The following is a 13,935-nucleotide window of genomic DNA, read 5'->3' as shown; positions in this document are numbered from 1 at the left end:
TGCCCGCTCCCACAGGGATAGCACCTGCCTTGAGGGCGATGCAGTACCTGTGGGAGCGGGCAAGCCCGCGAAGCAGGCGACGCGATTATTCCGGGTTGGCGTTCCACACCCGGAACAACGGCTCTGCCAGAAACAGCACAAACAACAAGCGCATCACCTGCAGCGCCGTCACCAGCGGCACCGACAGCTGCAGGGTCTCCGCCGTCAGGCTCATCTCGGCAATTCCGCCCGGCATCATCCCCAATGTCAGCGAACGCAGATCCAGCGCGGTCATCATGCTCAGCACCCATGCGGCACTGCCGGCAATCGCCATGCACAACGCCGTGGCCACCAGGGTGCGGCAAAGGAACGACGGTGCGCGGCGGAAGAACGCGCGGTTGAAGTGGCAGGCCAGGCCGCTGCCGATCAACCACTGGCCGATCTGGCTGGCGCCATTGGGCAGGGTTATCTGCAGGTCGCCCGCCAGGCTCACGGTGGCTGCGACCAACAATGGCCCGAACAACCACGGGTTGGGCTGGCGCAAGCGCTGCCACAGCAGGGCGACGGCAACGCCCAGCGGTGCAGTCAGCGCCAGCCAGCCCCAGCTCACACTGCCGGTGTGATTCAGCGGTACCCCGTCACCCAGCAGGAACTTGAACAGCGCCGGCACGCACAGTACCACCGCCAGTACGCGCAGGCTTTGCGCCGCCGCCACCTGGCTGAGCACTGCGCCATTGCGGGCGCCAAGGTTGACCATCTCCCCCGAACCGCCCGGCATGCTGGCGAAGAACGCCGTGGCACGGTCTTCACCGGTGCGCCGCAGCAGCCATACGCTGATCACGCTGGACAAGGTGGTGAACAGCGCGCCGAAGAAGATCAGTGCGAAATGGCTGGCCACCTGCTCGATCACCGCCGGGGTGAAGTGCAGGCCAATGCCGATACCGATGATGCATTGCCCGCATTTGCGGCCATTGGGGATTTCCGGCAGCTGCCAGGGTGTCAGGCAGCGCACCAGGATGATCGCCAGCAACGAGCCGACCATCCACGGCAAAGGCCAGCCGACCTTGCTGGCGGCAAAACCGCCAGCAAGGCCGACCAGCCCGGTCGCGACAAACAACGGCAACGAGCGATCAGGCATCGGCCATCGCCCGGCGCTGCAGGCTGCGTTTGCGCCAGATGCGCAGCAGCGGCAGGGTCAGCATGCAAATGGTCAGTACCCATACCGACATGCTGATCGGGCTCGACCAGAGGATGCCCAGTTCGCCGTTGGAGATCGACAGCGCCCGGCGCAGGTTCTGCTCCATCAACCCACCGAGGATGAAACCGAGCAGGATCGGCGACAGCGGGAAGTCCAGCTTGCGCAGGATATAGCCCATGATGCCGATACCGACCATCAGGAACAGGTCGAAGGTAGTGGCATGCACGGCGTAAACGCCGATCGCGGTGATGATGGCGATCACCGGTACCAGCGCCCAGTTTGGCACGGCGAGGATGCGGGTGAAGATGCGGATCATCGGGATGTTGAGGATCACCAGCATGATGTTGGCGACGAACAGCGAGGCGATCAGGCCCCAGACGATGTCTGGCTGCTGTTCGAACAACAGCGGGCCTGGGGTGATGTTGTACAAGGTCAGCGCGCCGATCATCACCGCGGTGGTGCCCGAGCCAGGTACGCCCAGGGTCAGCATCGGTACCAGGGCGCCACAGCAGGAGGCGCCGATGGCGGTTTCCGGTGCGGCCAGGCCGCGGGCGTCGCCCTTGCCGAACTTGCCCTTGTCGCCCGCCAGGCGTTTTTCGGTCATGTAGGCCACGGCGCTCGCCAGTGTTGCACCGGCACCAGGCAGCACACCCATGATGAAGCCAAGCAAGCCGCAGCGGATATTGACCACGAACACCGAGGCCGCTTCCTTGAAGTTGAACAGCATGCGGCCGGTGGCTTTGACTGCCTGGTGGCCATGGTGGGTCTTTTCCAGCAGCAGGAGGATTTCGCTGATGGAGAACAGGCCCAGCACCAGTACCACGAACTGGATGCCGTCGGCCAGGTGCACGCTGTCGCCGGTGAAGCGGTACACGCCACTGTTGGCATCGATGCCGACTGCCGACAGGAACAGGCCGATCAAAGCGGCAATGAAGGTTTTCAGCGGCTTGTCGCCGGCCATGCCGCCGAGGGCGACGATGGCGAACACCATCAGCACGAAGTACTCCGCCGGGCCGAAGGCGATTGCCCATTTCGCCAGCAGCGGTGCGAACAGCACCATGCCGCAGGTGGCGATCAGCGCACCGATGAACGAACTCCAGGCCGACAGCGACAGCGCTACGCCAGCCAGACCATTGCGGGCCATCGGGTAGCCATCGAGAGTGGTCATCACGGTCGAGGCTTCGCCGGGGATGTTCAGCAGGATCGAACTGATGCGTCCGCCGTACTCGCAGCCCAGGTACACCGCTGCCAGCAGGATCAGCGCCGATTCCGGCGGCAGGCCGAGGGCGAAGGCGATGGGGATCAGCAAGGCCACGCCGTTGATCGGGCCCAGGCCCGGCAGCAGGCCGACCACGGTACCGATCAGCGTGCCGGTGAGGGCGGTGACCAGGTTGTAAGGGGACAGGGCGACGCCGAAGCCCTGGCCCAGGTAGCTCAAGGTATCCATGTGTCAGTTCTCCAGTACGCTCAGCAGGCCAAGGGGCAGGGGCACGTCCATCACGCGGTCGAACAGCCAGTAGAGAAACAGGCTCATGCCCGCCACCACGATGGCGCTGTGCAGCCAGCGGCCGCCGTACAGGCGGGCCATGGGCACGCCGACCAGGATGGCGCTGAGGATGAAGCCCAGGGCTTCGAAGGTGCTGGCGAACACGATCAGCAGGCCGACGCAGGCGGCGATCTTGATCAGGGTCTCGCGGTCCAGTTCCGGTTCGTCGTCCTTGCGCACGATGGGGGTGGGACGGAACACCAGGTACAGCAGGCCCAGGCCGAGCAGGCCGAGCGTCAACAGCGGGTAGGCGCGCGGGCCCACCGGTTCATAGGAAAACGCCGCCTGGTAAGGCCAGGCCATCACGGCCAGGGCGGCGCACACCGCCAGCAGGGCCAGGGCGAAGATGCGTTGCAGGATCATGAAGGAATCCTCGTTGTTCATCGGCAAGACGCAGATCCTTTGTAGGAGCGGCCTTGTGTCGCGATGGGTCGCAAGGCGGCCCCAGGATTTCAGCATCGCTGCACAAATCGCTGGGGCTGCTTCGCAGCCCTTTCGCGACACAAGGCCGCTCCTACATGGAGCGAACGGCGTTGGCGTGTTACTGGATCAGGCCAAACTCCCTGGCCAGTGTCTTGTAGTCAGCCACTTGCTTCTTCACATAGCCGTCCAGCTCTGCACCGGTCATGGCGAACGGGAACAGTTCGCGCTGGTCACGCAACTTGGCGAAGTCTTCCGAAGCCAGCATCTTGTCGAATGACTGCTTCCACCAGGCGTATTCCTCGTCGCTCACCTTTGGCCCCAGGTAGAAGCCGCGTACCACTGGCCAGACGATGTCGTAACCCTGTTCCTTGGCGGTGGGGATGTCTTTCATCTCGGGCTCGTCCAGGCGCTTTTCCGAGAACACCGCGAGGATGCGCATGTTGCCGCTCTGAATGTGCGGCATGGAGTCGGAGATGTCGGTCGAGCCTACCTGGATATGCCCGCCCAGCAACGCCGTGGCGATCTCGCCGCCACCTTCCAGGGCGACGTAACGCAGGTCACGCGGGTTGATGCCGGCGGCCTTGGCAATCAGGGCGGTCTGCATCCAGTCCTGGCTGCCGACGGTACCGCCGGAGCCGATTACCACCTTGCTCGGGTCTTTCTTCAACGCTGCGACCAGGTCGTCGAGGGTCTTGTAGGGCGAGTCGCTTTTCACTGCGATGGCGCCATAGCTGGTGCCGACGGCGGCCAGCCATTTCACCGCGTTCTCGTCGAAGCGGCCGAACTTGCCCTGGGCCAGGTTCAGCAGCGAACCGCTGGACCAGGCCACCAGGGTGCCGGCATCGGCCGGGCGCTGGGCGACCACGGCGTTGTAGGCCACCGCACCGACACCGCCGGGCATGTAGGTGACGCGCATCGGCTTGGTGAGGATTTTTTCCTGCACCAGGGCGCTCTGCACCAGCTTGCAGGTCAGGTCGAAGCCGCCGCCGGGCGAGGCGGGAGCAATGCATTCGGGGCGTTTCGGTTCGGCAGCGAGGGCGTTGCCGGCCAACAGCAGGCAGCCGGTAGCGAGGACGAGGCGGCGCAGTGAGTAGGTCATCGTCTTTCTCCGTGAGCGTTGTTGTTATCAAGTTATCGCTATGGGGTTACCACAGCGCCACGCTGTAGCTCACCAGCAGCCGCACCTCGTCCGCGTCGCGGGCGAAGTTGGAGCGGAAGGTGGCGTTGCGCAGGCGCACGGCGACGTTCTTCAACGGGCCGCTTTGTACCACGTACTTCATCTCGGTATCGCGTTCCCACTCCTTGCCCTCGCCACCGGCGGCGCGGCTGACGTTGTCGCCGCTGATGTAGCGGGTCATGAAGGTCAGGCCGGGCACGCCGAGCGCGGCGAAGTTGTAGTCGTAGCGCGCCTGCCAGGAGCGTTCGTCGGCGCCTGCGAAGTCGTTGATCTGGACGAAGTTGACCAGGTACGGGTCGGCACCATCGACGTACGGGAAGGCGCTGTCGCCTGACAATTGCTGCCAGGCGGCGCTGACCTTGTGCCCGCCCAGGGCGTAGCTGAGCATGCCATTGAAGGTGGTGTTGTCGATGTTGCCGGCCTTGGCGGCGCCGGCGTCGTCACTCACGGCCAGGCGCAGGTCGGCGCCCAAGGTGCCGGGGCCCCATGGCTGGGTGGCGACCATGCCGATGAAGTGCTGGCGGTAGATATCGTCGAGCTGGGCAAAGTGGTAGCTGCCGGTGATGCGATCGGTGAACTGGTAGTCGAGGCCGGCCAGGTCCAGGTTGTCGGCGCTGAACGAGCCACCGAAGCGGCCGTTCTTGTTGTTCAGGGCCAGGTCTTCCCAGTTGGTGTCGTTGCGGTCCTTGGCCTTGTCCAGTCGGCCTCCGGTGAAGGTCAGGCCCTTGACCTCCTTCGAGGTGAGCAGGCCGCCTTCGAAGGTTTGCGGCAGGATGCGCCCATCGTTGGGCTGCAGGGTCGGCAGTTCGGGGATCAGAGTGCCGATCTTCAGTTCGGTCTGCGACACCTTCACCTTGCCGGTCAGGCCGAGCTTGGAGTACTCGTCGGCGGCCTTGCCGTCATCGTGCGTCGGCAGCAGGCCGGTGTCGGTGCGGTCGGGGCTGGAGTCGAGCTTGATGCCGAGCATGCCCAGCGCATCCAGGCCGAAGCCTACGGTGCCATCGGTGTAGCCAGACTCGAAGTTGAGCATGAAGCCCTGGGCCCACTCGTCGCGCTTGGATTGCTGTGCACTGGTGCCGTCGCGGAAATCGCGGTTGAAGTACATGTTGCGGGTTTCGAAGGTGGCCGTGCTGTCTTCGAAGAAGGCGGCCTGGCTCATCGGCGCGACACCGGCAAGCGCAAGGGCACTGACGATGGCGGAAGGGCGTGCGGCAAAGGAACGGGTAGGCGCGAACGCCTGTGGCTGCGATGACAGCATCACTGATGGCTCCGTTTATTGTTCTTATTCGTTGCACCTTGCTGGTGCTTTTTTTCGGCGCGTAGGGCGACCGTGGTGCGATGCTAGGTAACCAACCTTTCGCTAACCTTTCAGCGTGAAAGGTTTGTCGACAGGGCTTCACAGGCCTGCCGACAGCGGTACACTCCGCGCCACCGTCCCACCCGAGCAGGGAGAATCCGATGCGTGTGCTGCTGGTCGAAGACCACCTGCAACTGGCTGAAAGCGTGGCCCAGGCCTTGAAAAGCCATGGCCTGACCGTGGATGTGCTGCATGACGGCGTGGCCGCCGACCTGGCCCTGGCCAGCGAGGAGTACGCCGTGGCCGTGCTGGATGTCGGCTTGCCGCGCATGGACGGCTTCGAGGTGCTGGCGCGTCTGCGCGGCCGTGGCAAGACCCTGCCGGTGCTGATGCTGACCGCGCGCAGCGACGTCAAGGACCGGGTTCATGGGCTGAACCTGGGCGCCGACGACTACCTGGCCAAGCCGTTCGAGCTGACCGAGCTGGAAGCACGGGTCAAGGCCCTGTTGCGGCGCAGCGTGCTCGGTGGCGAGCGCCAGCAACGCTGCGGGCCGTTGGTATACGATCTGGATACCCGGCGCTTCACCTTGGGTGGCGACAACCTGACACTGACTTCTCGCGAACAAAGCGTACTGGAAGCGCTGATCGCCCGCCCGGGCCGGGTGATGAGCAAGGAGCAACTGGCCGCCCAGGTGTTCGGCCTGGACGAAGAAGCCAGCCCTGATGCCATCGAAATCTACATCCACCGCCTGCGCAAGAAGCTCGACGGCCACCCGGTGGCGATTGTCACCTTCCGTGGCCTGGGCTACCTGCTCGAGCACCGCGATGCGTGACAACGGCAGCCTGCGTGGGCGCTTGCTCGGCAACCTGGCCTTGCTGCTGGTGGTGTTGATGCTGGCCAGCGGCCTGAGCGCCTACTGGAACGGCCGTGAGGCCGCCGACACCGCCTACGATCGGACCCTGCTGGCCTCGGCAAGGACCATTGCCGCAGGCCTGTCCCAGCGTGACGGTTCGCTGAGCGCGGATGTGCCCTACGTGGCCCTGGACACCTTCGCCTACGACAGTGCCGGGCGAATCTACTACCAGGTGCTGGACATCCAGCAGCGGCTGATTTCCGGCTACGAGAACCTGCCAGCGCCGCCGCCGGGCACGCCGCGTACCGACGATTACCCGGCGCTGGCGCGGTTCTACAACGCCACCTACCTGGGCCAGGACGTGCGCGTGGTCAGCCTGTTGAAGCCGGTGAGCGAGCCGAACATGAACGGCATGGCGGAAATCCGTGTGGCCGAGACCGAGGAAGCGCGGGTGCGCATGGCCCGTGGCCTGATGGCCGATACCCTGCTGCGCCTGGGGATGCTGGCGCTGGGCGCGCTGGTGATGGTGTGGTTTGCCGTGAGTGCCGCGTTGCGACCGCTGGAGCGCCTGCGCACGGCGGTGGAAGAGCGCCAGCCGGACGACCTGAGGGCCTTGCCGGTGGTGCAGGTGCAGCGTGAGCTGGGCCCACTGGTGCGGGCTTTGAACCATTTCACTGAGCGTTTGCGAGGCCAGTTCGAGCGCCAAGCGCAGTTCATCGCGGACGCTGCCCACGAGTTGCGCACGCCACTGGCAGCGCTGAAGGCACGTGTCGAGCTGGGCCTGCGTTCGGCCGAGCCGCAGGAGTGGCGGCAGACACTGGAGTCCGCGGCCCAGGGCACCGACCGGCTGACCCATCTGGCCAACCAGCTGCTGTCGCTGGCGCGGGTCGAGAACGGTGCGCGGGCGATTGCAGAAGGCGGCGCGCAGCGCCTGGACCTGAGTCAGTTGGCTCGTGAGCTGGGCATGGCCATGGCACCGCTGGCGCACAAACGCGGGGTGGCGCTGGCCCTGGAGGCCGAGGCGCCGGTGTGGCTGAAGGGGGAGCCGACGCTGCTCAACGAGCTGTTGAGCAACCTGGTGGACAATGCCTTGGCGCATACGCCGACTGGCGGCAACGTGATCTTGCGAGTGCTGACGCCGGCGGTACTGGAGGTGGAGGATGACGGACCGGGGATTCCCGAGGCCGAGCGTGAGCGGGTGTTCGAGCGCTTCTACCGGCGCAGTGCGCAGGGCAGTGGGCTTGGCTTGGCGATTGTCGGCGAGATCTGCCGGGCGCACCTGGCACAGGTGAGCCTGCATGACGGTGCGAAGGGCGGGTTGCGGGTGCGGGTGAGTTTTATCGCGGATTGATGTGTTGCCTGTACCGGCCCTATCGCCGGCAAGCCAGCTCCCACCTCGACTGCATTGACCTCAAGTCATGTGCTATCCCTGTGGGAGCTGGCTTGCCGGCGATAGGTCCGAACAGGCTGACACCGGTCAGCGCAACATGCTCCGCGCCTCGATCAGTTCACCCACTTCAAGCTCGGTGCCGTACGGCAGGCCCAGGTGGCGGTATGCCGGCAGTGCCGCCAGCGGCCGGTGGCGGCCTCGCTGGCTGATGCAGCGGGCGATCTGCACGATGTCGATGTAGTCGATCTTGTCAGTCTGCCGGTCCAGGTCCTGCACCTGGCTCGGCAGGTTGACCAGTTGCTCCGGAAACTCCCAGGCCTTGAGGATCTTGTCGCCCAGCACTGGCTGGATCTGCTCGATCACATAATGCAGGCACACTGGGTCCGACAGCAGTTCGTTGTGCTCTTCGGCGTAGATCAGTACCGGCAGCGCGCCAATCTGGTTGACCAGCCCGCCGAGGGTGGCCTGGTCGGGTTTGAGTTGTGTAAAGCGTCGGCAGATTTCGTAGCTGATGCCCGCCACATCCAGGCTGTTGGCCCAGATATCGCGTAACTTCTGCTCCACAGCCGGCGCCCGTGCGTGGAAAATCTGCTCGATCACCAGGCCAATGGCCAGGTTGCAGCTGTAGTTGATGCCCAGCCGCGTGATGGCGGTGTGCAGGTCGGTGACCTCGACCGCCGCGCGCAGCAGCGGGCTGTTGACGACTTTGATCAGGCGCGCTGAAAGGGCCGCATCGCGACCGATCACCTTGCTCAGGGCCGCTACGCTGATCTCGCTGTCTTCCGCCGCCTCGCGGATGCTCAAGGCAACCTCCGGCAGGGTCGGCAGGACCAGGTCATCCTTTTCGATGGCATCGAGCAACTGTGCTTGAACCATCTCGGCCAGCTTGTTCATGGGCGTGTCTACCGCAGTGGTGGTGCGGCCCCGCCATGTAGGCGGGGCAGGCTGGTCAGCGCTGGATTTCCCGGTCGCGGTCCAGTTCGTAGGGCAGGGTCAACACCTGCAGGCTTGGGCCATCGAGGCTGCCCAGGTGCAGGTTGTCGTCTTCCACCGCTTCGGCGCTGAGCACCGCGAGCAGTTCGCAGCCTGTGCCGTTGCTGGCAGCAATGACCACTTCACCGACCGACGAACCATGGGTGGGCGAGAAAATCTCGACGCCCGGGGCCGGAATGGCCTGCTGGTCCAGTGCCAGGCGGTACTGGCGGCGCTTGAGCTTGCCCAGGTACTGCATGCGGGCAACGATTTCCTGACCGGTGTAGCAGCCTTTCTTGAAGCTGACGCCGTCGACGGCCTGCAGGTTGATCATCTGCGGGATGAACAGCTCGCGGGTCGGCCCCATGACCTGGCCTATACCGGCGCGAATCTGACCCAGCAGCCAGTCGTCCAGGCTGCCTTCGGGCAGCGCGGTGGCCAGCGCCTGGCGAACGCGGTCGGCGTTGTCTGCCGGTACCCACAGTTCCACGCGGTCGGCGGACACGGCGATGGCGATCAACCCGTCGTGGCGCACGGTGCTACCGGCTGCCGCAGGCACATCGAGCCCCAGGGCCTGCAGCGCCGCATCGCCGCCTTGCAGGCCGAAGCGTGCCCAGGCAGCGCTTTCATCGGTCAGCGTGGCCTTGGAGAACACGGCGTACTTCTTGAGGTCGACCAGCTGGGCGTCGAGCAGCTCGCTGGCCATGGCCAGCAGGTAGCCGTTGCCTTCGGGCAGGATGCGGAAACTCGACTGCATGCGCCCCTTGACCATGCAGCGGGCGCCGAGGCTGGCGTGTTCCGGGCTGAGGTAGTTGATGTTGCAGGTCAGCTGGCCTTGCAGGAACTTGCCTGCATCGGAGCCGCGGACGGCGAGGATGCCCTCGTGGGACAGGGGGCAGAAGAAAGCGGAATCGGCCATGGGTCATCGCGGTGGCTAAAGACTGGCGGCCATCATAGAACGCCGGTAACAAAATAGGTAGTTGACTAGACCAACGCCCGGTGTCGCTTCGCTCGCCTGGCTGTATACTGGCGGGCCATTCGAGGAGGGCCCCATGGTCGAACAAACTGAACTCAACCGGCTTTTCTGGCACAGCCGCCGCGGCATGCTGGAACTGGACGTACTGCTGGTGCCTTTCACCCAGGAAGTCTACCCCACGCTCAACGAAACCGACCGCGAACTCTACGTGCGTCTGTTGAGCTGCGAGGATCAGGACATGTTCGGCTGGTTCATGGAGCGCACCGAGTCCGAAGACCCGGAGCTGCAGCGCATGGTCCGCATCATCCTGGATCGTGTCCAGCCCAAGTGAGTGCTTCGAGTGCCGCTGGCAAGGCTCGCGCCTGCTGCTGGCGGTCTACCTGGGTTGCCAGGTACTGGCGTGGTTCGCCGTATGGGCGAGCCCGCTGCCCGGGTGGTCGGCCCTTGCAGTTGTCGCCGCCTGTATTGCCCACGCTGGCTGGGCCATTCCCCGACGTATTCTGCTGACGCATGAGCATGCCGTTGTCGGCCTGCGCCGTGATGTGCGCGGCTGGCAGGTGTTCAGCCGTGCCCGTGGCTGGCAGCCGGTGCGCTTGTGCCGGGACAGCGTGGCGTTGCCGGCGCTGGTGGTGTTGCGCTTTGTGCGGGCGGGGCGCTGGTTGGGGGAGAGCCAATGTGTGCCGCGTGATGCGCTGGGGGCTGATGAGCACCGGCGTTTGCGGGTGCGGTTGAAGTTCAGCCGGCGCAGGTGGGCAGGGGTGGGGGCGAGTCAGGGCTGACAGGTGTTCGTCGTGGCAACTTCAGCGCCTGCAAGATCGAGCGCCGCGCGGGCGGCGCTCGATCTCGCAGGCGCTGAAATTGCCGCGCCAGGGGCCGGACTTAGATCGGACTAAGGATGGTGTCCTTGGCCTCGTCCAGCATCCCCGGGTAATCCAGTGTGTAATGCAGTCCGCGGCTTTCCTTGCGCTGCATGGCCGACAGGATCATCAACTCGGCCACCTGCGCCAGGTTGCGCAATTCGATCAGGTCGCGGCTGACCTTGTAGTTGCTGTAGAACTCGTCGATTTCGTCCAGCAGCAGGCGAATGCGATGCTGCGCTCGCTGCAGGCGCTTGCTGGTTCGCACGATGCCTACGTAGTCCCACATGAAGCGCCGCAGTTCGTCCCAGTTGTGCGCAATGATCACGTCCTCGTCCGAGTCGGTGACCTGGCTGGCGTCCCAGCCGGGCAAGGCCTTGGGCATGGTCACCTCATCCAGGTGCGCCTGGATGTCGGCGGCGGCGGCACGGCCATAGACGAAGCATTCCAGCAGCGAGTTGCTGGCCATGCGGTTGGCGCCGTGCAGGCCGGTGAAGCTGGTTTCGCCAATGGCATACAGGCCCGGCACGTCGGTGTGGCCGCGGTCGTCGACCATCACCCCTCCGCAGGTGTAGTGCGCCGCTGGCACCACCGGGATCGGCTGACGGGTGATGTCGATGCCGAAGGCCAGGCAGCGCTCATACACGGTGGGAAAGTGGCTCTTGATGAAGTCGACCGGCTTGTGGGTGATATCCAGGTATACGCAGTCCACGCCCAGGCGCTTCATCTCGTGGTCGATGGCGCGGGCCACGATGTCGCGCGGCGCCAGTTCTTCGCGCGGGTCGAAGCGTGGCATGAAGCGTTCGCCATTGGGCAGGCGCAGCAGGGCACCTTCGCCACGCAGGGCTTCGGTGATCAGGAAGCTCTTGGCCTGTGGGTGGTACAGGCAAGTCGGGTGAAACTGGTTGAACTCCAGGTTCGCCACCCGGCAGCCAGCCCGCCAAGCCATGGCGATGCCGTCGCCGCAGGCACCGTCGGGATTGCTGGTATACAGGTACACCTTGGCCGCACCGCCAGTGGCCAGCACGGTGAAGCGCGCACCGAAGGTGTCCACTTCGCCGGTGTTGCGGTCGAGCACGTAGGCTCCCAGGCAGCGCTCGCCGGGCAGGCCGAGGCGGCGTTCGGTGATCAGGTCGACCGCCACGCGCTGCTCCAGCAACTGGATATTCGGGCGTTTGCGGGCCTGCTCCAGCAGCGTGGTGAAGATGGCTGCGCCGGTGGCGTCGGCGGCGTGGATGATGCGCCGGTGGCTATGGCCGCCTTCGCGGGTCAGGTGGAACTCGAAGCCGCCGTCGTCGACGCTGTAGTGCTCGTCGCGGGTAAAGGGCACGCCTTGCTCGATCAGCCACTCGATGGCCTCGCGGCTGTGCTCGACGGTAAAGCGCACGGCGTCTTCATGGCAAAGGCCGCCGCCGGCATTGAGGGTGTCCTCGACATGCGACTGCACGGTATCGGTATTGTCCAGCACCGCCGCGACACCGCCCTGGGCCCAGAAGGTCGAGCCGTTGGCCAGGTCGCCCTTGCTGAGTACGGCGACTCGAAGGTGGCTGGGGAGGTTCAGTGCCAGGCTGAGACCGGCGGCACCGCTGCCGATCACCAGGACATCATGTTGGAATTGTTGGCTCATGTCGGGACACTAGTATTCTTTGGAAGGGGCGCGGCACAATAGTCACGCGCCGATGGCATTGTGAAACTATCGTAAAAGCTGGCCGGGTTGCCTTTATAGCAGCCCCGGGTGGCCAATTTCCATGCCACTTGCCTGGTCGCGACAACCTTTGTGGGAACTTTCCGACATGGCCGGAAATCCTATGAAGGCTGCCCACGCGCCACAACTTGCCGCGGCGACGCAGGGCGGCAGGCCTGTCCGGGCTGTCCCTGCGTACTCGAAACCTGATTATCGACGTAGCCGGCCGTGACCGTGCCGCGTCTTTCGTGCAAGCCGACCAAGGGCTGCAGGAAACTTGCTTGGAGGGGAGAACTTTTGCGCAAAGCCCGAGTCTATGGTTGCAAGCCTGAACGATGGCTGATGCAACGCTCCTTCGAGTTCACTGAGGAGTGTTCATGCTAACCCAGGAAGAGGATCAGCAGCTTGTCGAGCGCGTTCAGCGTGGTGACAGGCGAGCGTTCGATCTGTTGGTGCTGAAGTATCAGCACAAGATTCTCGGGTTGATCGTGCGGTTCGTTCACGACACCCACGAGGCCCAGGATGTAGCACAGGAAGCCTTCATCAAGGCCTACCGTGCGCTTGGCAACTTCCGCGGAGACAGTGCGTTCTATACGTGGCTGTACCGCATCGCCATCAACACGGCGAAGAACTACCTGGTGTCCCGTGGAAGACGGCCGCCAGACAGTGATGTGAGCTCCGAGGATGCGGAGTTTTACGACGGCGATCATGGTCTCAAGGATCTCGAGTCCCCAGAGCGCTCGTTGTTGCGGGATGAAATCGAAGGCACTGTCCATCGCACCATCCAGCAACTGCCTGAAGACCTGCGCACGGCGCTGACCCTGCGCGAGTTCGACGGGCTGAGTTACGAAGACATTGCCAGTGTCATGCAATGTCCGGTGGGTACCGTGCGCTCTCGAATCTTCCGCGCTCGGGAGGCAATAGACAAAGCCCTGCAACCTTTGCTGCAGGAAACCTGAGACAGCGGCGACAGCCAAGAGAGGAACCGCCATGAGTCGTGAAGCTTTGCAGGAATCGCTGTCCGCGGTGATGGATAACGAAGCGGACGAGCTTGAACTGCGTCGTGTGTTGAACGCCGTAGACGATGCTGAAACCCGTGCCACCTGGTCGCGTTACCAGGTAGCCCGCGCAGCCATGCACAAGGAGCTGCTGCTGCCTAACCTGGATATCGCCTCGGCGGTGTCTGCAGCGCTGGCTGACGAAGCCGTGCCGGCCAAGGTCAAGAAAGGGCCATGGCGCAGCATTGGCCGCCTGGCGGTAGCTGCTTCGGTCACCGTAGCGGTGCTGGCCGGTGTGCGCATGTACAACCAGGACGAGATCACTGGCGCCGAGCTTGCTGCCCAGCAACCTGCCCAGCAAGGCCTGAGTGTGCCACAAGCACAAGGCCCTGCCGTTTTGGCAGGCTATAGTGAGAGCAGTGAGCAACCGACCGGGCCGATGGCCAACGGCGTGCTGCAGAACCAGGCCGGCTGGGATCAGCGTCTGCCAGGCTACCTGCGCCAGCATGCCCAGGAATCTGCGCTCAAGGGCACTGAAACCGCATTGCCGTATGCCCGCGCCGCCAGCCTGGAAAACCGTTAAG

At 64.5% G+C, this 13,935-nt stretch carries 14 protein-coding genes; 6 read left to right on the top strand and 8 right to left on the bottom strand.

Annotation, left to right across the window (positions count from 1 at the left end):
* Positions 1-85: 85 nt before the first annotated feature.
* From GYA95_RS17935 to GYA95_RS17915, 5 genes are all read right to left on the bottom strand, one after another.
* Positions 86-1,117 carry an AbrB family transcriptional regulator gene (locus GYA95_RS17935; protein WP_015271607.1) on the bottom strand — a complete coding sequence of 344 codons (1,032 nt, stop codon included), beginning with the start codon at positions 1,115-1,117 and terminating at the stop codon, positions 86-88.
* Positions 1,110-2,624 carry a tripartite tricarboxylate transporter permease gene (locus GYA95_RS17930; RefSeq protein ID WP_013974009.1) on the bottom strand — a complete coding sequence of 505 codons (1,515 nt, stop codon included), beginning with the start codon at positions 2,622-2,624 and terminating at the stop codon, positions 1,110-1,112. Before GYA95_RS17930 ends, GYA95_RS17935 begins: the two co-directional genes overlap by 8 nt.
* Positions 2,625-2,627: 3 nt before the next feature.
* A complete protein-coding gene (locus GYA95_RS17925; RefSeq protein ID WP_015271606.1) occupies positions 2,628-3,086 on the bottom strand; it encodes a tripartite tricarboxylate transporter TctB family protein in 459 nt (152 codons plus the stop codon).
* Positions 3,087-3,264: 178 nt separating this feature from the next.
* Entirely contained in the window at positions 3,265-4,245 is a 981-nt protein-coding gene (locus tag GYA95_RS17920; RefSeq protein WP_013974007.1) for a Bug family tripartite tricarboxylate transporter substrate binding protein, read from the bottom strand.
* 46 nt (positions 4,246-4,291) lie between these two features.
* The gene (locus GYA95_RS17915; protein WP_015271605.1) at positions 4,292-5,581 is read right to left on the bottom strand and encodes an OprD family porin; all 1,290 of its coding nucleotides are present in this window, start codon (positions 5,579-5,581) and stop codon (positions 4,292-4,294) included.
* 200 nt (positions 5,582-5,781) lie between these two features.
* Here GYA95_RS17915 and GYA95_RS17910 point away from each other — a divergent pair, with 200 nt between their 5' ends.
* Both GYA95_RS17910 and GYA95_RS17905 read left to right on the top strand, forming a co-directional pair.
* A complete protein-coding gene (locus GYA95_RS17910; protein ID WP_013974005.1) occupies positions 5,782-6,453 on the top strand; it encodes a response regulator in 672 nt (223 codons plus the stop codon).
* Positions 6,446-7,825: a sensor histidine kinase gene (locus tag GYA95_RS17905; RefSeq protein WP_015271604.1), complete on the top strand. Its 1,380-nt coding sequence runs from the start codon at positions 6,446-6,448 to the stop codon at positions 7,823-7,825. Before GYA95_RS17910 ends, GYA95_RS17905 begins: the two co-directional genes overlap by 8 nt.
* A 126-nt stretch (positions 7,826-7,951) precedes the next feature.
* Here the strand turns inward: GYA95_RS17905 and GYA95_RS17900 are convergent, their stop codons facing one another.
* Together GYA95_RS17900 and ygfZ are read right to left on the bottom strand one after the other, a co-directional pair.
* Entirely contained in the window at positions 7,952-8,758 is an 807-nt protein-coding gene (locus GYA95_RS17900; RefSeq protein WP_015271603.1) for an HDOD domain-containing protein, read from the bottom strand.
* A gap of 55 nt (positions 8,759-8,813) precedes the next feature.
* Positions 8,814-9,755, bottom strand: coding sequence for a CAF17-like 4Fe-4S cluster assembly/insertion protein YgfZ (ygfZ, locus tag GYA95_RS17895; protein WP_015271602.1), 942 nt, complete (start codon positions 9,753-9,755; stop codon positions 8,814-8,816).
* A 133-nt stretch (positions 9,756-9,888) separates the two neighbouring features.
* Here ygfZ and GYA95_RS17890 point away from each other — a divergent pair, with 133 nt between their 5' ends.
* Positions 9,889-10,143, top strand: a complete 255-nt coding sequence (locus tag GYA95_RS17890; RefSeq protein WP_003252043.1) for an FAD assembly factor SdhE — start codon at positions 9,889-9,891, stop codon at positions 10,141-10,143.
* A complete protein-coding gene (locus GYA95_RS17885; protein ID WP_015271601.1) occupies positions 10,127-10,591 on the top strand; it encodes a protein YgfX in 465 nt (154 codons plus the stop codon). The genes GYA95_RS17890 and GYA95_RS17885 overlap by 17 nt, the downstream gene beginning before the upstream one ends.
* A 100-nt stretch (positions 10,592-10,691) precedes the next feature.
* On the opposite strand, the gene nadB is transcribed toward GYA95_RS17885, so the two are convergent.
* Positions 10,692-12,296, bottom strand: a complete 1,605-nt coding sequence (nadB, locus tag GYA95_RS17880) for an L-aspartate oxidase (protein WP_013974000.1) — start codon at positions 12,294-12,296, stop codon at positions 10,692-10,694.
* A gap of 434 nt (positions 12,297-12,730) precedes the next feature.
* Here nadB and rpoE point away from each other — a divergent pair, with 434 nt between their 5' ends.
* Positions 12,731-13,312, top strand: coding sequence for an RNA polymerase sigma factor RpoE (gene rpoE, locus GYA95_RS17875; RefSeq protein ID WP_003252049.1), 582 nt, complete (start codon positions 12,731-12,733; stop codon positions 13,310-13,312).
* 31 nt (positions 13,313-13,343) lie between these two features.
* Positions 13,344-13,934, top strand: a complete 591-nt coding sequence (locus GYA95_RS17870; RefSeq protein ID WP_015271600.1) for a sigma-E factor negative regulatory protein — start codon at positions 13,344-13,346, stop codon at positions 13,932-13,934.
* Position 13,935 lies beyond the last annotated feature (1 nt).

This window comes from Pseudomonas asiatica (genome assembly GCF_009932335.1).
Taxonomy (GTDB): Bacteria; Pseudomonadota; Gammaproteobacteria; order Pseudomonadales; family Pseudomonadaceae; genus Aquipseudomonas; species Aquipseudomonas asiatica.
Note: the sequence above shows the minus strand (reverse complement) of the source record. Positions and strands in the feature narration are given on the sequence as shown.